Origin of the sequence: Burkholderia sp. EMB26, assembly GCF_024730645.1 — a bacterium.
Lineage (GTDB): Bacteria > Pseudomonadota > Gammaproteobacteria > Burkholderiales > Burkholderiaceae > Burkholderia > Burkholderia cenocepacia.
This window is the reverse complement of the sequence record NZ_CP078071.1, coordinates 468,089-491,020: the sequence shown is the minus strand read 5'-3', so window position 1 is coordinate 491,020 and position 22,932 is coordinate 468,089. Positions and strand designations below refer to the sequence as shown.

The 22,932-nt window shown below is 67.5% G+C and carries 22 protein-coding genes; 9 read left to right on the top strand and 13 right to left on the bottom strand.

The window, feature by feature from the left end; genetic code table 11:
• Positions 1-14: 14 nt before the first annotated feature.
• The 4 genes from KU887_RS18870 to KU887_RS18855 form a co-directional block, all read right to left on the bottom strand.
• A complete protein-coding gene (locus KU887_RS18870) occupies positions 15-1,325 on the bottom strand; it encodes an FAD-binding oxidoreductase (RefSeq protein ID WP_012493322.1) in 1,311 nt (436 codons plus the stop codon).
• The gene (locus KU887_RS18865; protein ID WP_006482849.1) at positions 1,322-2,077 is read right to left on the bottom strand and encodes an amino acid ABC transporter ATP-binding protein; all 756 of its coding nucleotides are present in this window, start codon (positions 2,075-2,077) and stop codon (positions 1,322-1,324) included. Before KU887_RS18865 ends, KU887_RS18870 begins: the two co-directional genes overlap by 4 nt.
• Complete coding sequence (locus KU887_RS18860; RefSeq protein ID WP_006482843.1) at positions 2,074-2,730, bottom strand: amino acid ABC transporter permease; 657 nt, start codon at positions 2,728-2,730, stop codon at positions 2,074-2,076. The genes KU887_RS18865 and KU887_RS18860 overlap by 4 nt, the downstream gene beginning before the upstream one ends.
• 88 nt (positions 2,731-2,818) lie before the next feature.
• Entirely contained in the window at positions 2,819-3,595 is a 777-nt protein-coding gene (locus KU887_RS18855; protein ID WP_006482855.1) for an ABC transporter substrate-binding protein, read from the bottom strand.
• A gap of 159 nt (positions 3,596-3,754) precedes the next feature.
• On the opposite strand from KU887_RS18855, the gene KU887_RS18850 reads away from it, so the two are divergent.
• Positions 3,755-4,546, top strand: a complete 792-nt coding sequence (locus KU887_RS18850) for an IclR family transcriptional regulator (protein WP_006482854.1) — start codon at positions 3,755-3,757, stop codon at positions 4,544-4,546.
• 54 nt (positions 4,547-4,600) lie between these two features.
• Here the strand turns inward: KU887_RS18850 and KU887_RS18845 are convergent, their stop codons facing one another.
• Together KU887_RS18845 and KU887_RS18840 are read right to left on the bottom strand one after the other, a co-directional pair.
• Entirely contained in the window at positions 4,601-5,053 is a 453-nt protein-coding gene (locus KU887_RS18845; protein ID WP_112751147.1) for a type VI secretion system amidase immunity protein Tai4, read from the bottom strand.
• Entirely contained in the window at positions 5,050-5,643 is a 594-nt protein-coding gene (locus KU887_RS18840; protein ID WP_226245064.1) for a type VI secretion system amidase effector protein Tae4, read from the bottom strand. The genes KU887_RS18845 and KU887_RS18840 overlap by 4 nt, the downstream gene beginning before the upstream one ends.
• 192 nt (positions 5,644-5,835) lie before the next feature.
• Between KU887_RS18840 and KU887_RS18835 the strand changes: the two genes are divergently transcribed.
• The 4 genes from KU887_RS18835 to KU887_RS18820 all read left to right on the top strand — a co-directional run bounded on the left by KU887_RS18835 (position 5,836) and on the right by KU887_RS18820 (position 9,946).
• Complete coding sequence (locus tag KU887_RS18835; RefSeq protein ID WP_258257144.1) at positions 5,836-6,546, top strand: GntR family transcriptional regulator; 711 nt, start codon at positions 5,836-5,838, stop codon at positions 6,544-6,546.
• A gap of 73 nt (positions 6,547-6,619) precedes the next feature.
• A complete protein-coding gene (locus KU887_RS18830) occupies positions 6,620-7,426 on the top strand; it encodes an SDR family oxidoreductase (protein ID WP_006494903.1) in 807 nt (268 codons plus the stop codon).
• Positions 7,427-7,461: 35 nt separating this feature from the next.
• Complete coding sequence (locus tag KU887_RS18825) at positions 7,462-8,394, top strand: 3-keto-5-aminohexanoate cleavage protein (protein ID WP_006482842.1); 933 nt, start codon at positions 7,462-7,464, stop codon at positions 8,392-8,394.
• Positions 8,395-8,617: 223 nt separating this feature from the next.
• Complete coding sequence (locus KU887_RS18820) at positions 8,618-9,946, top strand: MFS transporter (protein ID WP_048985506.1); 1,329 nt, start codon at positions 8,618-8,620, stop codon at positions 9,944-9,946.
• A gap of 64 nt (positions 9,947-10,010) precedes the next feature.
• Here KU887_RS18820 and KU887_RS18815 read toward each other — a convergent pair whose 3' ends face one another.
• The 4 genes from KU887_RS18815 to KU887_RS18800 all read right to left on the bottom strand — a co-directional run bounded on the left by KU887_RS18815 (position 10,011) and on the right by KU887_RS18800 (position 14,610).
• Complete coding sequence (locus KU887_RS18815; RefSeq protein ID WP_012493319.1) at positions 10,011-11,333, bottom strand: TIGR00366 family protein; 1,323 nt, start codon at positions 11,331-11,333, stop codon at positions 10,011-10,013.
• Positions 11,334-11,551: 218 nt separating this feature from the next.
• Positions 11,552-12,877, bottom strand: coding sequence for a chloride channel protein (locus tag KU887_RS18810; RefSeq protein WP_258257143.1), 1,326 nt, complete (start codon positions 12,875-12,877; stop codon positions 11,552-11,554).
• Positions 12,878-13,042: 165 nt separating this feature from the next.
• A complete protein-coding gene (gene codA, locus KU887_RS18805; RefSeq protein WP_060212400.1) occupies positions 13,043-14,284 on the bottom strand; it encodes a cytosine deaminase in 1,242 nt (413 codons plus the stop codon).
• On the bottom strand, positions 14,281-14,610 hold the full coding sequence (locus tag KU887_RS18800) for a hypothetical protein (protein WP_226245063.1): 330 nt from the start codon (positions 14,608-14,610) through the stop codon (positions 14,281-14,283). Before KU887_RS18800 ends, codA begins: the two co-directional genes overlap by 4 nt.
• A 14-nt stretch (positions 14,611-14,624) precedes the next feature.
• Between KU887_RS18800 and KU887_RS18795 the strand changes: the two genes are divergently transcribed.
• On the top strand, positions 14,625-15,767 hold the full coding sequence (locus tag KU887_RS18795) for a porin (protein ID WP_060266012.1): 1,143 nt from the start codon (positions 14,625-14,627) through the stop codon (positions 15,765-15,767).
• Between the two features lie 245 nt (positions 15,768-16,012).
• Entirely contained in the window at positions 16,013-16,315 is a 303-nt protein-coding gene (locus KU887_RS18790; protein ID WP_006482838.1) for a DUF4148 domain-containing protein, read from the top strand.
• A gap of 110 nt (positions 16,316-16,425) precedes the next feature.
• Here KU887_RS18790 and KU887_RS18785 read toward each other — a convergent pair whose 3' ends face one another.
• Positions 16,426-17,373, bottom strand: a complete 948-nt coding sequence (locus tag KU887_RS18785) for a LysR family transcriptional regulator (RefSeq protein ID WP_012493318.1) — start codon at positions 17,371-17,373, stop codon at positions 16,426-16,428.
• 188 nt (positions 17,374-17,561) lie between these two features.
• Here KU887_RS18785 and KU887_RS18780 point away from each other — a divergent pair, with 188 nt between their 5' ends.
• Together KU887_RS18780 and KU887_RS18775 are read left to right on the top strand one after the other, a co-directional pair.
• Complete coding sequence (locus KU887_RS18780; protein WP_006494911.1) at positions 17,562-19,745, top strand: FUSC family protein; 2,184 nt, start codon at positions 17,562-17,564, stop codon at positions 19,743-19,745.
• A 136-nt stretch (positions 19,746-19,881) separates the two neighbouring features.
• Positions 19,882-20,094, top strand: a complete 213-nt coding sequence (locus KU887_RS18775) for a hypothetical protein (protein WP_006482828.1) — start codon at positions 19,882-19,884, stop codon at positions 20,092-20,094.
• Positions 20,095-20,232: 138 nt separating this feature from the next.
• Here KU887_RS18775 and KU887_RS18770 read toward each other — a convergent pair whose 3' ends face one another.
• Positions 20,233-21,342 (bottom strand): P1 family peptidase, encoded by a 1,110-nt coding sequence (locus KU887_RS18770; RefSeq protein ID WP_006482834.1) that lies wholly within the window; start codon positions 21,340-21,342, stop codon positions 20,233-20,235.
• 64 nt (positions 21,343-21,406) lie between these two features.
• Entirely contained in the window at positions 21,407-22,813 is a 1,407-nt protein-coding gene (locus KU887_RS18765) for an APC family permease (protein ID WP_006482833.1), read from the bottom strand.
• Positions 22,814-22,932: the final 119 nt, after the last annotated feature.

Below are 22,932 nucleotides of genomic sequence, written 5' to 3'. Positions count from 1 at the left end.
ACCGCCCACCTGCGTCAGGACAGGCTGTCGAGCAACCGATACCAGGCGACCCCGGCCGCGATATAGAAGCGCTGCAGCCCGTGCAACGGAATCGGCCGGATCGGCGACACGCGGAACGGCAGCGGCAATTGCGCATCGCCCGACAGATGCGCGGCCAGATGCTTGCCGAGCGTCGTCGCCATCGCGATGCCGCGGCCGTTGTAGCCGAGCGCGATCGTCACGCCCGGTGCGGGCTCGTGCACGTGCGGCAGAAAATCCGCGGTGATCGCGACGCGCCCGGCCCAGCGGTATTCGAACCGGACGCCCTTCAGTTGCGGATACAACAGCGTCGTCGCGCGTTCCAGATGGCGCCAGTCGCCCGGCGCGCGCGGTTCGGCGAACGGGCCGCGGCCGCCCATCAGCAGTCGCCCGGCCGCATCGCGGCGAAAGTACAGCAGCAGGCGCCGCGCATCGGATGCGACCTCGCCGCCGGCGAGGATGTCGCGACCGAGTTCCGGCGCGAGCGGTTGCGTCGCGACGATGAAACTGTTCGCGGCGATCACCGACTGGCGCAAGCCGGGCCATAGCCCATCCGTGTAGCCGTTGGTCGCGATCACGACGCGCGCGGCCGACAGCGTCGCGCCGCCGGACGTCGCGACCTGCCAGCGGCCGTCGGCACGCGTCAGTCCGACGGCGCGGGTCAAGCCGTGCACGACCGCACCGCTCGCCTGTGCGGCGCGCACGAGGCCGCGCGTATAGCTGAGCGGCTGCACGCTGCCCGCGCGGCGATCGATCCAGCCACCCGCATACGCGGGCGTGCCGAGCCGTCGCGCGACGTCGTCGCGGCCGAGCACCTCGACCGGCGCGCCGCGCGCGGCCCACTGCTGCGCGCGGCGGGCGACCGTGTCGAGCATCGCGGCGGTCGGCGCGGGCTGGATCCAGCCCTGGCGACGCGCATCGCAGTCGATCGCGTGCCGCGCGATCAGGTCGAACACGGTATCGGCCGCGCCGCCGACGATACCGGCAAGCTGCTCGCCGGCCGCGTCGCCGAACCGGCGAACGAGTTCGTCGGGGTCGTATTTCAGCCCGGGAATGACCTGCCCGCCGTTACGGCCGGACGCGCCCCAGCCCGGCTGCGCGCCGTCGATCACGCGGACGTTCACGCCGCGTTCGGCCAGGTGAAGTGCGGTCGACAGGCCCGTGAAGCCGGCGCCGACGATCGCCACGTCGCACGATACGGACGCGTCGAGCGCAGGCGTATCGGGTGCCGGCGCGGCGGTCGCCGCCCACAGCGAATCCGGCCACGGCGAGTCGGGCCATCCGGGTGCCGCGTTCGTTGCGCTCATGTTCGATCCGGGTTGTCGGCGCCGTCCGACGCCAGCAGGCGACGCAGGAATTCCTGCGTGCGGGGATGAGTCGGCTGCGTGAGCACGTCGCGCGCCGGTCCGCTTTCGCAGATCGTGCCGTCGTGCAGGAAGCACACGCGATCGGCCACCTCGCGCGCGAACGCCATTTCGTGCGTGACGACCACCATGGTCATCCCGTCGCGGGCGAGCCCGCGCATCACGCCGAGCACTTCGCCGACGAGTTCGGGGTCGAGCGCCGACGTCGGCTCGTCGAACAGGATCGCCTGCGGCTCCATCGCGAGCGCGCGGGCGATCGCGACGCGCTGCTGCTGCCCGCCCGACAGCTCGGACGGATACGCATTCATCCGGTGCGCGAGGCCGACCTTGTCGAGCAGCGCGCGGGCCTGCTCGCGCGCCTGCGCGACCGGCACGCGCCGCACGTGCACCGGCCCTTCCATCACGTTCTCGAGCGCCGTGCGGTGGGCAAACAGGTTGAAGCGCTGGAACACCATGCCGACCCGCATCCGCAGCTCGTGAATCCGCTTCGAATGCGCGTCGACCTTCACGCCGTCGATCGTGATCGACCCTTCGTCGTAGGTCTCGAAGCCGTTGATACAGCGCAGCACGGTCGACTTGCCGGAACCGGACGGCCCGATCAGGCACACGACTTCACCCGGCTGCACGTCGAGGCTCACGCCCTTCAGCACCGCGTGCTGCTGAAACCGTTTATGGATGGAATCGATCCGGATCATGCGCCCCTCCTCAGTGCGAGCCGCTTGCCGAGCCGGTTCACGCCGAACATCAGCGGCAGGCCGAGCGCGAGATACAGCAGCGCGACGAGCGTATACACGCTCATGTTCTGGAACGTCGACGACGCGATCAGCTGGCCGGCGCGCGTGATTTCCGCGACCGTGATCGTCGACGCGACCGACGAATCCTTCAGCAGCATCACGAGCGTGTTGCCGTACGGCGGCAGCGCGATGCGAAACGCCTGCGGCAGCACCACGCGCCGCATGATCATCGGGCCGCGCATGCCGATGGCGTGCGCGGCTTCGATCTGGCCGCGGTCGATCGCCTCGATGCCGGCGCGGAAGTTCTCGGCCTGGTACGCCGAATACGCGATGCCGAGCCCGAGCACGCCGGCCTGGAACGCCGACAGTTGGACGCCGAGATCGGGCAGCACGAAGTACATGTAGAACAGCTGCACGATGATCGGCAGCCCGCGGATCACGTTGACGATCGTGCTGCCGGCGGTCGATACCGCCCGATTGCGCGACACCTTCAGCAGCGCGAGGATCAGCCCGAGCACCGAGCTGAGCACGAACGCGCATGCGGTGATCTCGATCGTGACCACCGCGCCCTTCAGCAGGATCGGCAGAAAATCGATCGCATTCTGGAAAAACATGAGGTCTCCTATGCGACGTCGGGACGGCGCGCCGCGGTGGATGCCCGCGACGCGCGGGCGATGCCGGTCGGGAATCGCGCGCCGGCGCTCAGCTCATGTGCCACTTCTGCAGGATCTGCTGCAGCGTGCCGTCGCCCTTCATCTTGCGGATCGCGCCGTTGAGCTGTTCGAGCGTCGCGGTGTCGCCCTTGCGCACGATGAAGCAGACCTGCCCCTTCACCACGCTCTGGTATTCGGGCACGAGCCGCACCTGGCGATTGACGCCGTGCTCGATCTGGTACGCGACGATCGGCTGGTCGGCGAAGCCGGCCTTGATGCGCCCGAGCGCGACGTCGCGCATGATGTCGGCGATCGAATCGTAGGTCCGCACTTCCTTGAAGATGCCCTTCTTGTTGAGCGCGTCGACGAACGCCGTGCCGACCTGCGCGCCGACCACCTGCCCCTTGAAATCGTCCATCGACGTATAGCGGCCGGGGTCGTCGGCCTTCACGATCAGGCCTTCGCCGAACGTGTAGACGGTGTCGGAGAAATCGACGACCTGCTGGCGCGCCGGCGTCTTCAGCATCGCGGCCGAGATGATGTCGATCTTCTGCGTGGTGAGCGACGGGATCAGCGCGGAGAACACGGTCTGCTGCACGTCGACGCGAAACCCGGCCGACTTCCCGGCCGCGGTGATCGCATCGACCATCATCCCCTGGATCGAATTGCTCTTGACGTCGAGAAACGTGAACGGCACGCCGGTTGCGGTCGCGCCGACCTTCAGCGTCGGCTCGGCCGCAACGACGCCCGCCGAGGCCGTGGAGAGTGCGATACAGGTGGCGAAACCGGCGGCCAGTGCGCCGAACCGCTTGATGAACGGAACCATGGTGTCTCCTTCTCGAATAATCCGGGCGCCGGCCGGTCACTGATCGACACTGCGACGATGGCTCGATCTTAAAACGAATCAAAAATATCGTAAAAAGATTTTTCAGTATCGATATGCGATACGCTATGATGCGATATCGAATCGATCCCGCCTCATGCCATGGAAACGTCGCCCGATCAGTCAAACGACCTGCTGTTCAACCAGTCGCTCGAAAAAGGGCTCAACGTGCTGCGCGCGTTCAGCGCGAAGCGGCGCACGATGACGCTGGCGGAAGTGGCCGACGCGGCCGGGATGACGAAAAGCTCGGCGCAGCGGATGGTCTATACGCTCGAGAAGCTCGGCTACATCCGCAAGCATCCGGTCACGCGGCGCTACCAGTTGACGCCGCACGTGATGCGGATCGGCTTCAACTATCTCGCGGCCGATACGCTGATCGACGTCGCGAATCCGTTCCTGTCCGAGCTCACGAACCTGACCGGCGAAACCACCAACCTCACCGAGCCGGACGAGGACGAAATGGTGTACGTCGCGCGTTTCGTGTCGACCAAGTTCGTGCCGATCCACATGCCGATCGGCAGCCGTATCCCGATGTACTGCACCGGCAGCGGGCGCGCGTTCCTGAGCGCGTTGCCGCCGGCCGACGCGCGTGCACGGCTCGACGACATGGTGCGCACGCCGCATACGCCGCGCACGGTCACGGCGCTCGACGAACTCGTCGCGTTGCTCGACAGTGCGCGGCGCGAAGGCTACGCGACCAACCAGGAAGAACTGTTCATCGGCGACATGTCGATCGCCGCGCCCGTGCTCGGCAGCCAGGGGCAGCCGGTCGCGGCCGTGCACGTGGTCGCGCCGACGAGCCGCTGGACGTTCGACGATGCGCGCCGCAAGCTCGCGCCGGCGGTGATCGACTGCGCGCGCGGGATCAGCAATTCGATTCGGACGCTCGAATAGCGTCGACGAAATGGCATGCGGCGCACCGTTGCATTGCGTAGCGGCGCTTGATCGCTACCGCGGCTTCGGCGAATGCTCGGTTCGATAGGTACGGTTCGGACGCGATACGAGCTGCTTCGCTGCAGCGTCCAGTTCCTTGCCGTGATACAGATCGACGCACTTCAGGAAGTCGAACTTCACATCCGCGACTTCCGATTCGACAACCGGACTCCGATAGTCGCGAGCCAGATACTTCGCGACCAGCGCGTGAATGACGTCCGGCGCACGTTCCATGTCGTAGTAGGTCCAGTCGCGCAAAGCGCTGATGCTGCTGCCGATGTCCTTGCTCGCGCCGGGCGCCTGCTTGTATGCGGTAGCCAGGCACTCCGCGAGCACCATGTCCTTGAAGTTCTGGAGGTAAGTTCGTGAGCCGGCCTCGGGCGAAGTTTGTGCGACGTCCTTCGCCACGGCCATCGTCGGTTGAAACGCGATGCACGCCAACGCGGCAGCGATCCGGACTCCCCTCATGACAGGCTCCAAAAATTTGCGCGATCGGTACGATACCGCGCGCCCGGTTCGTTGAAGTAACAATGGTCGTAACACGTCCGCCCATTGAACAGCGTGGCGTGGCCCTGTGCATCGCTCCACCCCGACACCTCGAACAGGATGACGCCCTGCCGACCCGCAAGCAGCCCTCCGTTCGACGGCGGGTATTTGACGCCCTCAGCCTTCCCCCAGCGTTGCTCGAGAAAACGAATCAAGTCCCGGACACGAAAAAAATATTGCCGATTGTCTCTGCCCGAGACCGTTTGCTCGGGGATTCTCGGTATCACCATACCGGCTTCACCCAGGATATAACTCATCCTCACCGCGCAAGTATTGCTCCATCGCTCTGTCGGATTCGGATTGTTGACGTTCTTCTCGACGTATCCACCTATCACTTTCGCAACGCGCTCACCGGAATTTGCCGGGTCGTAGATTCGCTGAGATGCCGCCCATGCAACGGCAAATGATGGACGTTTCACTTTGGCTCCTTGTTGTTGAGATGAATTCGACTCGAGGGCAAACGCATCGAAAACTCGCGACGGCTCATGTGCTCCGGGAACCTTCGAATCCATCGAATCAGGGCGTCATGATGCGTGATTTGAAAGTTTTTTGTAATGACGCCAGCTTCCCGGACGCCGCCCCTCTTCTATTGCCCTCCTCGTTTTCCCCAATCCCGTTCGCCTTGACTCCGCTCCTCCGATCGTCAAAACTTCGCATATCGTCAGTGTGATCACAGATCGCAGATCAAACCTAGGAGAGCCGCCTTGCCGCCTCGTATCGCCCCGCCTGCATTGAAGGTCATCGAACAGGAAACGATGGCCGACAAGGTCTACCAGCAACTGCGCGAAGCGCTGATGAGCGGCCGCTTCGCGCCTGGCCAGGCGCTGAGCCTGCGCAGCGTGGCCGAGGCGGTCGGCTCGTCGACGATGCCGGTGCGTGCCGCGCTCACGCGGCTGCGCGCCGAACGCGCACTGGTCGACGGCCCGAATCGGGCGCTCGTCGTCCCGCCGATGACGCTCGACATGCTCGACGAACTGCGCGACGTGCGGATCGCCCTCGAAGGCTGCATCGCCGAGCGCGCGTGCGCACGGATGACCGACGCGCAGATCGCGGCCGTACGCAAGACCTGCGAGACGATGCAGGCACACGCCGAGGCCGGCCGCTCGCGCGCCTACCTGCAAAGCAATTTTGCGTTCCACAGCGCGATCTATGCGCACGGCGCCAGCGAAAGCACGCTCGCGATCGTCGAGAACCTGTGGATGCGCGTCGGCCCGTTCCTCAACATGGTCGCGCTCGACATCCCGCACATGCGGCGCTCGATGGATGCGCACCGCGCGATCGTCGATGCGCTCGAACGGCGCGATGGCGCGGGCGTGCGGGCCGGCATCGCGCTCGACATCGGCGGCGCCGCGCACGACCTCGCCGAGACGCTGCGGGCCGAACAGATACCGCGGACCGTGAACGCGAAGCCGTAGCGACCGCCTGCCACGGCCGCCCGATACCCAAGCGGCCGTCATCCCACAACATCAACGATGGAGACAACCCGGCATGACAGCTTCCGACCTGCTGAAACCCTATGACGGCCTGCGCGTCCTCGTGACCGGCGGCGCATCGGGCATCGGTCTCGAAATCGCCGACGCGTTCGCCGAATGCGGCGCGCGCGTGCACGTGTGCGACGCATCGCAAGCCGCGATCGCGGCGCTCGCCGACCGGCCGCCGCGTGCCGCGGCCGGCGCGATCAGCGCGACGCTGGCCGACGTATCCGACCCGGCCGCCGTCGAGCGCGTGTTCGCCGACGTGTCGACCACGCTCGGCGGCCTCGACGTGCTGGTCAACAACGCGGGGATCGCCGGCCCGACCGGCGGCATCGACGAAATCGACCCCGTGCAATGGGAGCAGACCGTCGCGATCAACCTGAACGCGCAATTCCAGTTCGCGCGCCGCGCGGTGCCGCTGCTGCGCGAGTCGAAACACGGCGGCGCGATCATCGCGCTGTCGTCGGTCGCCGGCCGGCTCGGCTACGCGTTCCGCACGCCGTATGCGGCCACCAAATGGGCGGTGGTCGGTCTCGTGAAAAGCCTCGCGATCGAACTCGGGCCGCTCGGCATCCGCGTGAACGCGATCCAGCCCGGCATCGTGCGCGGCCCGCGGATGCGCCGCGTGATCGAGGCGCGCGCGCAGCAGCTCGGCATCGGCTACGACGAAATGGAGCAGCGCTATCTCGAGAAGATCTCGCTGCGGCGCATGACCGATCCGGCCGAGATCGCCGCGACCGCGCTGTTCCTGTGCTCGCCGGGCGGGCACGGAATCACCGGGCAGGCGATCTCCGTCTGCGGCAACGTCGAAGTGCTCTGACGCCTCCTGCATCGTTCATCGAAAGGAATCCATCCGTGGCAAACGCTCGCAAAGTCATCATCACCTGTGCGCCGACCGGCGCGATCCATACGCCGTCGATGTCGCCGTACCTGCCCGTCACGCCGCACGAAATCGAGACGGCCGCGGTCGCGGCCGCGCAGGCCGGCGCGGCGATCCTGCATCTGCACGCACGCAACCCGTCGGACGGCAAACCGACGCAGGATCCGGCCGTGTTCGCCGAATTCCTGCCGCGCATCAAGGCACAGACCGACGCCGTGATCAACCTCACGTCCGGCGGCAGCCCGCACATGACGGTCGACGAACGGCTGCAGCCCGCGCTGCATTTCCAGCCCGAGGTCGCGTCGCTGAACATGGGCTCGATGAACTTCGGGCTGTACCCGATGCTCGAGCGCTTCCGCGAGCTGAAGCATCCGTGGGAGCGCGAACATCTCGAGAAAAGCCGCGATCTCGTCTTCAAGAACACGTTCGCCGACATCGAGACGATCCTCACGCGCTGCGGCGCGAACGGCACGCGGTTCGAATTCGAGTGCTACGACATCTCGCACCTGTACAACCTCGCGCACTTCGTCGATCGCGGGCTCGCGAAACCGCCGTTCTTCGTGCAGAGCGTGTTCGGCCTGCTCGGCGGGATCGGCGCGCATCCGGAGGACCTGATGCACATGCGCCGGACGGCCGACCGCCTGTTCGGCAGCGATTACGTATGGTCGATCCTCGGCGCCGGGCGCAACCAGATTCCGCTCGCGACGATCGGCGCCGCGCAAGGCGCGAACGTGCGCGTCGGGCTCGAGGATTCGCTGTGGATCGCGCCCGGCAAGCTCGCGGAATCGAGTGCCGCGCAGGTCCTGAAAATGCGTCAGGTGCTCGAAGGCCTGTCGCTCGAGATCGCGACGCCGGCCGAGGCGCGCGCGATGCTCGCGCTCAAGGGCGGCGACGCGGTGAATTTCTGATCGCCGGGTCGCCACCCCAACACCAGAATCCGCAAGCGCAGTGACAAGGCGCCGGCCCGAGCCGGCCGGCGCCAGGACGCCCTTCATCGCCCCGCTCCGTTCGAGCGCCGCCGGCGCGGCTCCGTCGTCTGCCCATCCGCTGCCCGCACCGCAGCGGCATTTGCCGAACGCGGCGCGCCGTGCTTGCCGTGCGCGCCGGTTCGCCCTTACCGGAGTCGTCCGCATGTCCACTCATCACGCTCAGGCCCTGTCGTCCGCCGCCGGCGACGCGAACGCGTCGCTGAACCGGCTGCTGTTCCGCAAACTCATGCCGCTGCTGATCGCCGCGTATGTGATCAGCTTTCTCGACCGCACCAACATCGCGTTCGCCAAACACTCGATGGGCGTCGATCTCGGCATCTCATCGGCCGCGTACGGACTCGGCGCGGGGCTGTTTTTCCTGACCTACGCGCTCTTCGAGATCCCGAGCAACCTGATCATGCATCGCGTCGGTGCACGCTTCTGGATCACGCGGATCATGATCACGTGGGGCGCGCTGTCGGTCGCGATGGCGTTCGTCAGCGGCGAAACGTCGTTCTACGTGATGCGCCTGCTGCTCGGCGTGGCCGAAGCCGGCCTGTTTCCCGGCGTGATGCTGTATTTGACGTACTGGTTCGGCCGCGAGGAACGTGCGCGCGCCACCGGCTATTTCCTGCTCGGCGTGTGCATCGCCAACATCGTCGGCGGACCGCTGGCCGGCGCGCTGATCGAGCTCGACGGCACGCTCGGCTTCCACGGCTGGCAATGGCTGTTCGTCGTCGAAGGCATTCCGGCGATCCTGCTCGCGTTCGTCGTATGGATGCGATTGCCGGACCGGCCGAGCGCCGCGCCGTGGCTCGCTCCGGAAACCGGCCGCGCGCTCGAGCGCAAGCTGGCCGCCGAACAGGACGCGGGCGTCGCCGCGCACGGCGGCCATGCGTTCGGCGCCGCGCTGCGCGATCCGCAGATCTGGCTCGCGATCTTCGTGTACTTCTGCCACCAGTTGACCATCTACACGGTGATCTTTTTCCTGCCGGGCATCATCGGTGCGTCGGGGCGCCTCTCGCCGTTCGCGGTCGGGTTGCTGACTTCGCTGCCGTGGCTCGCCGCCGCGCTCGGGGCCGGCACGCTGCCGCGCTTCGCCCGTGAATCGCGTCATTCGCGCCGCATGCTGTGCGCGGGGCTGGTGGTCATGGCGGCCGGGATGGTCGGCGCCGCGCATGCGTCGCCGTTGGCGGGGCTGCTCTGCGTGTGCGTGGCGGCGTCGATGTTCTTCGTCGTCCAGTCGATCGTGTTCACGTTTCCGGCGTCGCGGCTGGCGGGCAGCGCGCTGGCCGGCGGGCTCGGGCTCGTGAATACGTGCGGGTTGCTCGGCGGCTTCGTCGGGCCGACCGTCGTCGGCGCGATCGAACAGGCGACCGGCAATGCAAAGAACGGGTTGACGCTGCTGGCGGCCGCGCTCGTGATCGCAGCGTTCGCGAGCCTCGCATTGCGGCACGGGCACGAGCGCACCGACGTGCGGTCGCGCGGCTGAAGGCAGGCTGAAAAAATCCAGCGGACAGGATGCGGGCCTCGTGCCCGCCTCTCGCCTCACTTCGTCAGAACAGATACATCCCGGCGACGAACACCACGCCCGAGAACAGCAGGGTCGTCACGCAGTACCCCATGATGTCGCGTACGCCGAGCCCCGCGATCGCCAGTGCGGGCAGCGCCCAGAACGGCTGCGCCATGTTGGTCCACGCCTCGCCGTACGCGATCGCCATGGCCGCCTTGCCGAGATCGGCGCCGAGCGCCTGCGCGGCCGGCATCACGAACGGCCCCTGCACGACCCAGTGGCCGCCGCCCGACGGCACCGCGAAATTGATCACGGCCGAGCTCAGGAATGCGAGCAGCGGGAACGTGTGCACGTTCGCGATATCGACGAACCACTTCGTGATCACGCCCGCGAGCCCCGAGTGATCCATCAACGCCTGGATGCCGGCGTAGAACGGAAACTGGATCATGATCCCGGACGCGCCGCGCGCCGCGCCGGCCACCGCGCGTGCATAGGCCATCGGCGTCCGGTGCAGCAGGATGCCGGCCGCAAGGAACGCGAGGTTCACCGTGTCGATGTCGAGCGCGAAGCCCTTCTGCGCGAAACGCAGCACGAGGAACGCCGCGCACAGCGCCGCGACGAGCATCGACAGCACGCGGCTCTCCTCCATCCGCTCCGCGAACGTCGCGTCGGGCCCGAGCTTGCGCTCGACGCTCGGCGGCTCGGCGAGCAGCGCCGGATCGACGCTGACGACGTCGCCCGGCTTCGGCATCATCATTCGCGCGAGAAACGGCAGCATCACGATCAGCCCGATCGTGACGAACGCGTTGTAGCCGGTGAAGATCGTGTCGGACACCGGAATCAGGCCGATGGTCTTTTCCATCGGATTGCCTTTCGTCGCCGCGACGAGCGGGATCGAACCCGACAGCCCGCCGTGCCAGCTCAGGAAGCCCATGTAGGCGGACGCGACGAGCAGCCGGTAGTCGCTGCCGGCCACGCGGCGCGCGACTTCGCGCGCCAGCATCGCGCCGAGCACGAGCCCGAAGCCCCAGTTGATCGCACAGGCCAGCGCGCCGACGAACGCGACGAGCATCACGCCCTGGCCGGGCGTGCGCGCGGTGCTCGCGAGCGCGACGAGCAGGCGCCGCACGGGCGGCGAACTCGCCAGCGCGTGGCCGGTGACGAGGATCATGACCATCTGCATCGAGAACGCGAGCAGGTTCCAGAAGCCCGAACCCCACATCGTCGTGAGTTGCACGGGTGTGTTCGGCGTGAGGCCGAACGCGAGCGCGAACGTGACGATCGTCAGCAGGATCGCGAAAATCAACGGGTCGGGCAACACGCGGTGGACCACCTGCGTGAAGAAGCGGGAAATGCGCTGGATCAACTTGAGCTCCTCGTTTCCTGATAGGGACATCCGCGCGTATCGTTGTTGGTTGAGGCGCGGAAACGCGCGGATTCTTGCACAGAACCGGCGGACGCGCTTCGGCGCGCAAAATCACGATCGCGTCGTGTCAGGACAGGGAAACGGGGAAAAACGGAGAAAGGCGGCACGATCCGCGCCGCCTTCGAGGGTAATGGCCGCCGCGCGTCAACGCACCGTCGTCACTTCACTGGCTCGCTCAGCGTCGCCACGTCCGTCACCCGCCGCTCGGCGAGCCGCTGCGCGAACCGATACGCGACGAGCGATCCCGCTACCGCCAGCAGCATCGGCACGAGGCTGTCGTGATTCGCACGCGTGAATTCGAGCAGCAGCACGACGGCCGTGACCGGCATCTGCATCGATGCGGCGAGAAACGCGGTCGCGCCGATCAACGCGCATCCGCCGAGCGATGCGCCGGGCCACACGGCGCTCCACAGCCCGCCGAGCACGATCCCGAGCAGCGCACCGTTCGCGAGACCCGGCGTCAGCAGCCCGCCTTCCGCGCCGGCCCGCAGGCTGCCGGCCTCGATCAGCACCTTCAGCACGAGCAGCGCCGCCGCGAGGCCGATCGTCAGCGTGCCGTCGAAACCCAGCGACGCCGGGCCCTTGCCGTTGCCGAGCAATTGCGGAAACCGCATCGACAGCACGCCGATCACCGCGAAGTTGAGCAGCGCGAACACCGGCAGCCGCCAGTCCTTCGGCGCGTCCGCCCGCGCGCGGGTGGTAAGTCGCACGAACCCGTACGCGGCGAAGCCGAACAGCGGCCCGCAGACGACCGACCATGCGACGAGCGGCGTGCTCAGCACGAACGCCGGCACCGTGTACTGGTGTTCGTTGCCGAGACCGAGCCACGCGACGATCGCCGCGATCGCGGACGTCACGACCGCCACGACCAGCGCACGCAGTTCGAACGTGCCGAGCAGCACCTCGAGCACGAAGATCGCGCCGCCGAGCGGCACGTTGTAGACGGCCGCGAGCCCCGCGCCGGCGCCGCATGCGACCATCAGCCGGCAGTCGTCGGGCGTGAGTCCCGCCGCATGGGCAAGCCGCCCGGCGAGCAGCGAACCGATCTCGCGCGGCGCGACTTCGCGGCCGAGCGGCGAGCCGAGCGCGACGGTGACGATCTGCAGCAGCGCGTGAACCGTCGTGCTGACGAACGGCATCCGCGGATCGGCCGCGCGCACCGCGCGGCGGATGCTGACGAGCGGTCGGCCATACCGGTAAAGCGCCCACCAGCCGCCGCCAGCGACGATCCCGCAGACGACCAGGACCGCCAACCGGCGCAGCGGCTCGGCGCCGGTCACGCCATTGAGGAAGCTCTCGGCGCCGATCACGTGCGCGACGCTGTAGCCGTACGCGACGTGCTGGATCGCATGCAACAGCAACGCGAGCAGCATGCCGCCGAGCCCCGCGCCGATACCGGTCAGGACCGTGACGACGGCCACGCGCGCGAACGGGCTGGCGGTCGGCGAAGATGCCGCGGGAGCGGACGGAAGATCGAGGCGCATAAGGTCGGCGAACGGGAGATCGAAAAGACGGCATGCAACCCGCACGCCGTCGTCAGCACCGCATCGTAGGCCTGCCCCCCTTATGAGGCAAACGTATTTTTCGAATCGACTCATGCATTTCATGAATGCACGGCGTCCGGCGGGCCGTAATGGCCCGCCTCCTCGTCAATCCGGATACGTGATCCGCTCCGGTTCGCGCCGCATGATGACCTGCCCGTGGCGCATCGACAGCGTGGCCTTCGCCTGCCGGCGCACGGCTTCGTAGTCGCTGTCCGCATCCAGCACGACGAGATTCGCCGGACGTCCGACCGCGATGCCGTACCCGTCGCCGAGGTGTAGCGCCGTCGCGCTGTGGTCGGTCACGAAGTCGAGGCAGCGCTGCAGGTCCTGGTAGCCCATCATGTGGCAGATATGGAGGCCCGCGTCGAGCACACGCAGGATGTTGCCGTTGCCGAGCGGATACCACGGGTCCTTGATCGAATCCTGCCCGAAGCACACGTTGAGGCCGGCACGGTCGAGTTCCGCGACGCGCGTGACGCCGCGCCGCTTCGGAAACGTGTCGAAGCGCCCCTGCAGATGGATGCTCTCGGTCGGGCACGAGATGAAGTTCAGCCCTGCCCGTTTCAGCAGCCGGAACAGCTTCGAGCAGTACGCGTTGTCGTACGAGCCCATCGCGGTCGTATGGCTCGCGGTCACGCGTGCCCCCATGCCGCGCACGCGTGCCTCTTCCGCAAGCACTTCGAGAAAGCGCGAATGCGGATCGTCGGTCTCGTCGCAGTGCACGTCGACGAGGCAGCCCGTGCGCTCCGCGAGGTCCATCAGGAAGCGGATCGAGCTGACGCCCTGCTCCCGCGTGTTCTCGAAATGCGGAATCCCGCCAACGACGTCCGCGCCGAGTTCGATCGCCCGCTCCATCAGCGCGCGGCCGCCGTCGAACGATTCGATGCCCTCCTGCGGGAACGCGACGATCTGCAGATCGATCAGCCCGCGCGCCTCGTCCTTCACTTCCAGCATCGCCTTCAGCGCGGCGAGCGTCGGATCGGTCACGTCGACGTGCGTGCGTACGTGCTGGATCCCGTGGTCGCGCAGCATGCCGATCGCCGCATGCGCGCGCGTTTTGGTGTCCTCGTGCGTGATCGTCGCCTTGCGCTCGGCCCAGCGCTCGATGCCCTCGAACAGCGTGCCGCTCATGTTCCACGCGGGCTCGCCGGCCGTCAGCACGGCATCAAGGTGGATATGCGGTTCGACGAGCGGCGGAATCGCGAGACGGCCGCCGCCGTCGATATGGTCGGGGTTCGTCGACGCGATCGGCGCGGTTTGCGCGTCGATGCGCGCGATCTTGCCGGCATCGATGCCGATCGTGAACAGGCCGTCGCGGCCGCGCAGGCGTACGTTGAACAGGTTCATGGGGAGGCCTCTTGTCGTGCATGCGTGAACACGGCCGCGCGATCTGCGTCGACGACCGTGCGGTCCGGGCAATCAGTATGGAGGAAAAGCGGCGACGCGCGCACCTGCCGCGCATGTTGCATCGACACGACAGCCGGGCTGCGCGGGACGGCAGCCGCATGCCGGCCGTCACGCAGGAACGGCCGGCCCGACGCGCGCGCGACGCCGCGTGTCAGTTTTGTGAAGGACTCTTGCCGGATCAGGAACAGTGCGCTCGCGGCCCCAAGGCCCTTGCGCGTGCGGCGCATTCCTATACTTGCGCCGAACTTTGGTTTCCAGTCCCACACGCAGGAGCTTCCCGATGAAAAAAAACCTGATCGCCGGCGCGTGCGCCGCCACCCTGTTCGCGCCGCTCGCCCACGCGCAAAGCTCGGTCACGCTGTACGGCCTGATCGACGCCGGCATCGCCTATACCAACAACGTGAACGGTGTGTCGCAGTGGCGCATGGCGACCGGCACGATCAACGGCAGCCGCTTCGGCCTGCGCGGCACCGAGGATCTCGGCGGCGGCCTGAAGGCGCTGTTCGTGCTCGAGAACGGCTTCAACGTGAACAACGGCGGGCTCGGCCAGGACGGCAAGCTGTTCGGCCGCCACGCGTATGTCGGCCTGAGCCGCGCCGGCTACGGCACGCTGACGCTCGGCCGCCAGTACGACACGATGGTCGACTTCGTCGCGCCGCTGTCCGCGACGGCCGGCGATCTCGGCGATGCGGGCTTCGCGCATCCGTTCGACAACGACAACCTGAACCACTCGCTGCGCATCAACAACGCGGTCAAGTACACGAGCGACACGATCGCGGGCTTCAAGGTCGGCGCGCTGTACGCGTTCTCCAACTCGGCGAATTTCAGCGCCAACCGCGCGTACAGCGTGGCCGCGAGCTACACGAACGGCCCGCTGAAGCTGGCCGGCGCCTACCTGCAGATGAAAGGCACGAAGGGCTCGACGAGCGCGAGCCCCGGCGCGACCGATTCGGCCGAGGCGAAGAGCCTGAACCAGGGCGGCTGGTCGATCGGCTCGGACCGCATGCGCACCTACGGCGGCGGCGTCAGCTACGTATTCGGGCCGGCGACCGTCGGCTTCGTCTACACGCGCTCGCAGTACGACAACACCGGCTCGTTCGGCTCCAGCGGCCAGATCGCGTTCAACAACTACGACGTGAACGTGCGCTATGCGGTCACGCCGGCCGTCAGCCTCGGCGCCGCCTATGTGTACACGGACGCCAGCGTGTCGAATCCCGACAGCAAGCACGGCACCGATCCGAAGTGGCATCAGGTCGACCTGCAGGCCGTGTACAAGCTGTCGCGCCGCACCGACCTGTACGCGGAAGCGATGTTCCAGCATGCGTCCGGCCGCGGCTACCAGGCGTTCATCAACACGTCGGGCGGCGCATCGAGCACGGCGAACCAGGTCGTCGGCACGATCGGCATGCGCACGCGCTTCTGACCGGCAGCGCGCAACGTCGCCCGCCTGTACCGAGCCCGTGTGCACGGCGCCCGTGTGCACCGCGCCCGTGTTTGCTCACGGGTCCGGTCGCGGCGGGCGACAGCGCCAATGTTGTTGCTTCTGGAACGCAGCCCTCCTGGAATCGGGGTGTTTGCGCATCGGCCCGCTGCGTAGACTGACGTCGAAGGTCGGAGCCGCGCGTCGCGCGTCGATCCGGCCACCCACCCCGTATTCAGGAGAACCTCGTGAAATCGCTCGTCGTTACCGCCGCCGCTGCCATCCTGCTTGCCGCACCGGCCCTGTCGTTCGCCCAGCAGGCGAAGTCGCCCGTCACGCGCGCGCAGGTGCTGCAGGAACTGATCGATCTCGAGTCAGTCGGCTACAACCCCGCGCGCGGTGAAGTCGGCAACTATCCGGAGGACATCCTGGCGGCGCAGGAACGACTGCAGGCGAAGCGTCTCGCCGAGCGGAAAGCGGCGCAGGCCGCCTACGGCCCGGCCGGGGCGCCTGCAACCGAATCGGGCGCGGCGGCCAAGCCCGCGCTGTGATGACGTGCGTCGCTCGCATCGAGCATGCATGGCGAGCGACGCGTAGTGGATGTTTGCAGGAAACAACCCGCCGCGCGCCGATGCGCGCGCGGGGTTCAGGCGGCCTGCGCTCAGGCGGCCTGCGGTTCGCGGTCGATCGCGTTCAGCATCTCGACGTCGCGCGCAATCATTCCCGGCACTTGCGCACGCAACATCTCGACCCAGGTCCGCACCTTCGCATCGACGAAACGGCGCGACGGGTACAGCGCATACACGTTCATCTTCTGCAGGATATGCGCGGGCAGCACACGGACCAGCGTGCCGTCGCGCAGCGCGTCGATCGCCGAATACAGCGGCAGCATGCCGATCCCGATGCCGTCGCGGATCGCGAGCGCGAGCGATTCGGCGGTATTGGTCTGCACCGGCCCGGCGACGTGGATCTGCTCGACGCCTTCGGGCCCTTCGAGCACCCATTCGTGCGTCGGAAACGCCGGCGTGCACAGCGTCAGGCACGCGTGCGCGGCGAGATCCTGCGGGCGGGCCGGCACGCCGTGCCGTTTCACGTAGTCGGGTGACGCACACAGAATGCTGAAGGTCGACCCGAGCAGGTGCGACACGAGTTCCGAATCGGGCAGCGACGACGCGGTGACGACGGCCATGTCGCTCGTGCCGTCGAACAGGTCGGGCATGCGCTGCGACAGCGACAGCTCGATCGACACGTCCGGGTACTGCGTGTGATAGCGCGTCAGCGCGGGCATCACGTAGTGGTGACCGACGCTCGCGAAGCTGTGCATGCGCAGCACGCCGGCCGGGCGCTCGTGCGCGCAGCTCGCTTCTTCTTCCGCGCGGTCGACGTCGGCGAGGATCTGGCGGCAGCGCCGCAGATAGCTTTCGCCGGCCGACGTCAGCGCGAGACGGCGGGTCGAGCGATTCATCAGACGGGTGCGCAGGCGCGCCTCCAGCTCCGACACCGCGCGCGACATCGCGCCGGTCGTCGAATTCAGCGATTGCGCGGCGGCGGTGAAGCTGCCCGTCTCGACGACGCGCGAAAACACCCGCATGTTTTGTAGGGTATCCATTCCTGTGAGCAACCTGTAGCGGAGCCGCCATTTTCCTCCACTGGATGCGACAGATTGTTACTTCGGCTGCAACTATCGTTTCCCCGCAACTGCGTTAATGCGCGGGCGCCGCGCTCCTACAATCGGCGCCTCACCAGTCGAACGGGCCGTTCGGACGCGCCGCGGCACCGCGCCGGCCCCCTCTTTTCATGAAGCCACAACCTGCGATCGAGCGATCTTCCATCGAACCGGCACGATGGAGGCCATGGCTCGATCCGCTCGGCAACGCGGCGCGCGACTGGGCCGCGACCGACGGGCTGATCTGGCTGCATCTCGCGAAAACGGTGCTCGCGGCGCTGCTGGCGATGGGCATCGCGATGCGTCTCGAGATGTCGCAGCCGCGCACCGCGATGACGACCGTGTTCGTGCTGATGCAGCCGCTATCGGGCATGGTGTTCGCGAAGAGCTTCTATCGCGTGCTCGGCACGGCGGCCGGCCTCGTCGGCGCGCTCGCGCTCGGCGGGCTGTTCGCGCAGCAGCCGGAGCTGTACATGGCCGGCATCACGCTGTGGATCGGCGGCTGCATCGCCCTCGCGGTGCGCAACCGCCACTTCCGCTGGTACGGCTTCGTGCTCGCCGGCTACACGGCCGCGCTGATCGGCCTGCCGGCCGTGATGACGCCGCAGACGCTGTTCCAGTCCGCGCTCACGCGCGCCGCGGAAGTCGCACTCGGCATCGCGTGCTCGGGCGCGGTCAGCGCGCTGATCCTGCCGTTGAGTTCCGCGAAGGCGCTGATGCGCTCGTTGAGCGCGCGCCACGCGACGTTCGCGGCGTTCACGGCCGGCGCGCTGGCGGGCGACGTCGCGCGCGGCGATTTCGAACGGCGCTTCGCCGATTTCGTCGACGACATCGTCGGCTTCGAAGCCAACCGCGCGTTCGCGTCGTTCGAGGACCCGCACATTCGCGCGCGCAGCCGCCGGCTCGCGCGGCTGAACAGCGAGTTCATGAACGCATGCACGCGGCTGCATGCGCTGCACCAGCTCGTCAAACGGCTGCGCGCGAATCATTCGGACGCGGTGCTCGACGCGCTGGCGCCGCACGTCGACGCGCTCGCACAGCGCTTCGCCGCGTTGCGCGACGAACGCCAGCACGGCATCGCACCGGCCACCGGCGCGCTGCTCGAACTGCGCCGCTTCCATGGTGCGTTGCCGAAGGCCGCGCGCGCGTCGCGACGGGCCATCGAGGACCATGCGGCCGGCGGCCTGCTCGACTTCGATACCGCGATCGAGCTGCTGTACCGGTTCATCGGCGAATATCTCGGCTACGTCGATACCTACGCGTCGCTCGATCAGGACGACCACGCATTCGAGCGCTCGGTCACGCATTACGCGGTGAAGACCAATGCGTTCTTCGTCGGCTTCGCCTTCCTGCGCACGGTGGTCGCCGTCGGTGCGATGAGCGCATTCTGGATCGCGTCCGAATGGCCGAGCGGCTCGCTCGCGGTGATCGCCACCGCGATCGCATGCGCGCTCAGCTCGACCTCGCCGCGCGCGCCGAAATTCGTCGCGCAGATGAGCGTCGGCGCGGCGTTCGCGACCGCGGTCGGCTACCTGTTCCTGTGCTACGTCTATCCGAACATCGACGGCTTTCCGCTGCTGTGCGCGGCGCTCGCGCCGGTGCTCGGCCTCGGCGCGTTCCTCGCGATGCGGCCGGGCCTGTCCGGCTACGGGATCGGCTTCGCGGTGTTTTTCTGCCTGCTCGCGGGCCCCGACAACGCGATCGCGTATACGCCGGAAGTGCTGATCAACAACGGGCTGGCGATCGTCGTCGCGATGCTCGCGTGCTCGCTCGTGTTCGCCGTCGTGTTCCCGACCCACATGCCCTGGCTCACCGGCCGGATCGCGCACGACTTGCGCCGCCAGGTGACGCTCGCATGCGAAGGCGCGCCGGACGGCCTCGCGCAGCGCTTCCAGTCGAGCACGCACGACCTGATGGCGCAACTGCGGACGCTGCTGGTACGCCGCACGCGGCAGCATCGCGATGCGATGCGCTGGATGCTGTCGACGCTCGAGGTCGGCCATGCGGTGATCGACCTGCGCGACGAACTGCACGCGTTCTGCGCGTCCAAACCGCCGCAGACGCTGCGCTGGACCGGTTCGATCGACGCGGTGCTGAACGAACTGCCACGCTTCTTCGACGATCCGACGCCCGGCCACCATGCACGCACGCTGAAATCCGTGAATCTCGCGATCCGCGCGGCGCAGCACACGCTGCAGGCGTGGTACGCGGTGCCCGACGCGCGTCGCAGCATGCAGCGGATCGTCGGCTGCCTGCACTTCATGCGCAGCGCGCTGCTCGACAAGGACGCGCCGTTCAACCGGCACCGCCATTGAAGGCCGATGCGCGCGCAACGGGATCGTTGTTCCGGATGGAAATAAGCTCTACAGCCGCGGTGATTAATCTTTAAGCAGTGCGAGCCTATAGTTTCCTCACTGCCAGCGAGACTGGCACTCACCCAGGAGAACTCAAATGAAGCCGCTGCACCTCGCCCTCGTTGCCCTGTCGCTCACCGCTGCTGTCGCCCACGCACAGCCGGCGCCGGCAGACGTCGCACCGCAACAGGCGAACCGCGCCGAGGCGATCAAGGCCGCCGGCCGCGTCGATCGTGCGCAATCGAAGCAGGAAGACCCGAATGCCTGCGTCGGCCCCGTCAGCTTCTGCAACATCTATTTCGGCAGCTGAGCATGGCGCCGCGTCGTCACGGCCAGGCCCGTATCGCCCGCACCGCGCGCATGACCTGCGCGGGCGGACGGCGGTCCGGCCGATCGCCGCATCGCCGTTCCGCCCCGCGCCGCTTCGATTGAAGCGGCGCTTGCCGTTTCAGGCGCCGCGCCCCGGCCGCCAACCCACTTCGCGCAACGCATCCAGCAAGCGCGCCGGCCCGAGCCCCTCGACCCGCGCCCCGCGCGACGCGACGTCGCCGCCCGCGACCAGCGCATTCACGATCGCCTCCTCCACTGCTTCGGCCGCCGCGACGAACAGCGCGGAAATATGGTCGTTGTTGACCATTTGCACGCCGGTGGTCGGCGTACCCTTGCTGCCGTAGTTCGCGGCCGGCAAGCCGTCGTTGCCGGTGGCGAACGCGAGGAAGATGTCGCCGCTCGAATCCTCGGTGCCGCCGCCGACGCGGGCGAGCCCGACGCTCGCGCGCTGCGCGAGACGCGTGCATTGATGCGGCAGCAACGGTGCGTCGGTCGCGATCGTGACGACGATCGAACCCATGCCGGCCTCGCCTTTCGCGTCCGCGTCGCGGAACGGCGAATGCACGTGCCGCAGCACTTCGCCGACCGGGTAGCCGGCCACGCGCAGCATCTCGCGTACGCCGTAGTTCGCCTGCACGAGCGCGCCGACGGTCCAGCCGCCCGCCTCGTCCGCCAGCACGCGCGATGCGGTGCCGATGCCGCCCTTGAACTCGTGGCAGATCATGCCGGTGCCGCCGCCCACGCCGCCTTCGGCGACCGGCCCCGATTGCGCGGCGGCCAGCGCGCGCTGCACGTGCGCGGCGTTCACGTGCTGCCCCCAGATGTCGTTCAGCAGTCCGTCGTAGGTTTCCATCACGACCGGCATGCACCAGTACACGCGGCCGGCCGCCGCTTCGCGTTCGTTCGCGACCAGCGCGTCGCGTACCGCACCGACGCTGTGCGTGTTCGTATAGGCGATCGGCGTCGTCAGCAGGCCCGCTTCGCGGATCCATTCGAGCCCGGTCGCGTCGCCGTTGCCGTTCAGCACGTGCACGCCCGCGAAGCACGGCGAATCGTGCACGGCGCCCGCGCGCGGCTCGATCACGGTGACGCCGGTGCGGATCGACGCGTCGCCGTTCTCGACGTTCAGCGTGCAATGTCCGACCCGCACGCCCGGTACGTCCGTGATCGCGTTGAAGCGGCCCGGCGTGCCGAGTCCGATGCGGATGCCGAGATCCCTCGTGCGCATGATGCAATTCCTCCCGTCTTTCAATGGTTCGGTATATCGGTGCTGCAAGGTGTCGATCCGGTGCTCAGAGCGCGCGGAACGCTTCGCTGTGGCGCGCCCAGGCCACGTACATCACGAGTGCCGCGACCAGCAGCCCCGCGATGATGATCAGGTCGGTCGGCTTCGTCGCGGTGGCCAACGTCGTGACCAGCGTATACGCGGCGCCCGCCACCGCGACGAGCGGCGTCACGGGCCACAGCGGCATCCGGTAGTGATGTTCGACGTCGCGGCGCACGAACCGGCTCGCGAGCGCGGCCAGCCCGACGACGAGGTAGATCAGCAGCAACAGGTCGACCGTGAACGCGGTGAGCTCGTCGAGGCTCGACACGAACACGAGCCCGGCCGACGGTATCGCGAGCGCGATCGTCGCCAGCCACGGCGATTCGAGGCGCGGATGGATCGCCGAGAACGCGCGGTTGCAGGTGCGCGACCAGAGCGCATGCCGGCCGCTGCTGTACAGCAGGCGACCCATCGTGATCACGATCGCGATGATCGCGTTGAACACCGACAGGAAGATCCCGCCGCTGACCACCCGCGACACGGCCGGATTGCTCAGCGAGCGCACGACATAGCCGATCGGATCGGCACTCTTCGTCAGTTCCGTCAGCGACGGCGCACCCAGCACGATCGCGGTGAGCGGAACCAGTTCGACGACGAGGATCACGAGCAGCGAATAGATCACCGCCTTCGCGACGTTGCGGTTGCCGCCGCGCAGGTCTTCCGCGAGATACGCGGCCGAGCCGAAGCCGTTGTAGCAGAAGATCGCGGTGCCGATCGCGGGCACGATGGCCGCGAGCGTCGCCGGCACGAGCGCATTGCCGCTCGCGACGACCGGTGCGATCAGCACTTCGGCGCCGCGATGCGGCGACCCGAAGCCGAGCCCCGCGATCAGCATCAGCACGCCGATTTCGACGACCAGGAACGCGCCGGTGATCCAGGCGTTCGTCTTGATGTTCAGCATGCCGAGCAGATAGCTGAGCAGCACGATCGTCAGCGCGACCGACTGGTTGCTGAAGTGCGTGCCGAGCGCGTTGTTCAGGTATGGCGCGGCGCCGCTCGCGAGCACGGCGGGGATGAACACGCTGACCGACAGCACCGTAATGAAGGTCAGGTAGCCGGGCAGCGTGCCGAACACGCGCTTGGCCATCACGTATTCGCCGCCCGCACTGCGATGCGCGGCGCTGAGTTCCGCATAGCAGAGCGCGAACGCGAGCGCGAGCACGCCGCCGAGCACGAACGACAGCACGGCGCCGCTGCCGGCCTGCTGGATCGCGAACGGCGCGATCACGAAGATCGAGCTGGCCGGTGTCACGCCCGATACGGTGATCATCACTGCGTCGCGCACGCTGAGCGTCTGCGACAGCGCGCGCGGCGCGTCTTCCATTGCGGGCGCCGCTTGCACGCTGCCCGTCGATTCCGACATCATCGCCATTTCGTTCTCCTGCGCCTATGCTGCTCTTTTTTGACAACCCATACTCGGGCCCGATTGATTGCGTGGCAGTCTAGGAAGCCAATTTCAGGACCGCTATTCCCCCTTCGTGTTACGCCCTT

Coding starts and splice junctions, on each gene's coding strand:
- KU887_RS18775 (WP_006482828.1), top strand. CDS start 19,882: ATGAAGCCGCTGCACCTCGCCCTCGTTGCCCTGTCGCTCACCGCTGCT.
- KU887_RS18785 (WP_012493318.1), bottom strand. CDS start 17,373: ATGGATACCCTACAAAACATGCGGGTGTTTTCGCGCGTCGTCGAGACG.
- KU887_RS18780 (WP_006494911.1), top strand. CDS start 17,562: ATGAAGCCACAACCTGCGATCGAGCGATCTTCCATCGAACCGGCACGA.
- KU887_RS18865 (WP_006482849.1), bottom strand. CDS start 2,077: ATGATCCGGATCGATTCCATCCATAAACGGTTTCAGCAGCACGCGGTG.
- KU887_RS18830 (WP_006494903.1), top strand. CDS start 6,620: ATGACAGCTTCCGACCTGCTGAAACCCTATGACGGCCTGCGCGTCCTC.
- KU887_RS18855 (WP_006482855.1), bottom strand. CDS start 3,595: ATGGTTCCGTTCATCAAGCGGTTCGGCGCACTGGCCGCCGGTTTCGCC.
- KU887_RS18810 (WP_258257143.1), bottom strand. CDS start 12,877: ATGCGCCTCGATCTTCCGTCCGCTCCCGCGGCATCTTCGCCGACCGCC.
- KU887_RS18840 (WP_226245064.1), bottom strand. CDS start 5,643: ATGGATTCGAAGGTTCCCGGAGCACATGAGCCGTCGCGAGTTTTCGAT.
- codA (WP_060212400.1), bottom strand. CDS start 14,284: ATGAACCTGTTCAACGTACGCCTGCGCGGCCGCGACGGCCTGTTCACG.
- KU887_RS18770 (WP_006482834.1), bottom strand. CDS start 21,342: ATGCGCACGAGGGATCTCGGCATCCGCATCGGACTCGGCACGCCGGGC.
- KU887_RS18870 (WP_012493322.1), bottom strand. CDS start 1,325: ATGAGCGCAACGAACGCGGCACCCGGATGGCCCGACTCGCCGTGGCCG.
- KU887_RS18850 (WP_006482854.1), top strand. CDS start 3,755: ATGGAAACGTCGCCCGATCAGTCAAACGACCTGCTGTTCAACCAGTCG.
- KU887_RS18820 (WP_048985506.1), top strand. CDS start 8,618: ATGTCCACTCATCACGCTCAGGCCCTGTCGTCCGCCGCCGGCGACGCG.
- KU887_RS18765 (WP_006482833.1), bottom strand. CDS start 22,813: ATGGCGATGATGTCGGAATCGACGGGCAGCGTGCAAGCGGCGCCCGCA.
- KU887_RS18795 (WP_060266012.1), top strand. CDS start 14,625: ATGAAAAAAAACCTGATCGCCGGCGCGTGCGCCGCCACCCTGTTCGCG.
- KU887_RS18860 (WP_006482843.1), bottom strand. CDS start 2,730: ATGTTTTTCCAGAATGCGATCGATTTTCTGCCGATCCTGCTGAAGGGC.
- KU887_RS18845 (WP_112751147.1), bottom strand. CDS start 5,053: ATGAGGGGAGTCCGGATCGCTGCCGCGTTGGCGTGCATCGCGTTTCAA.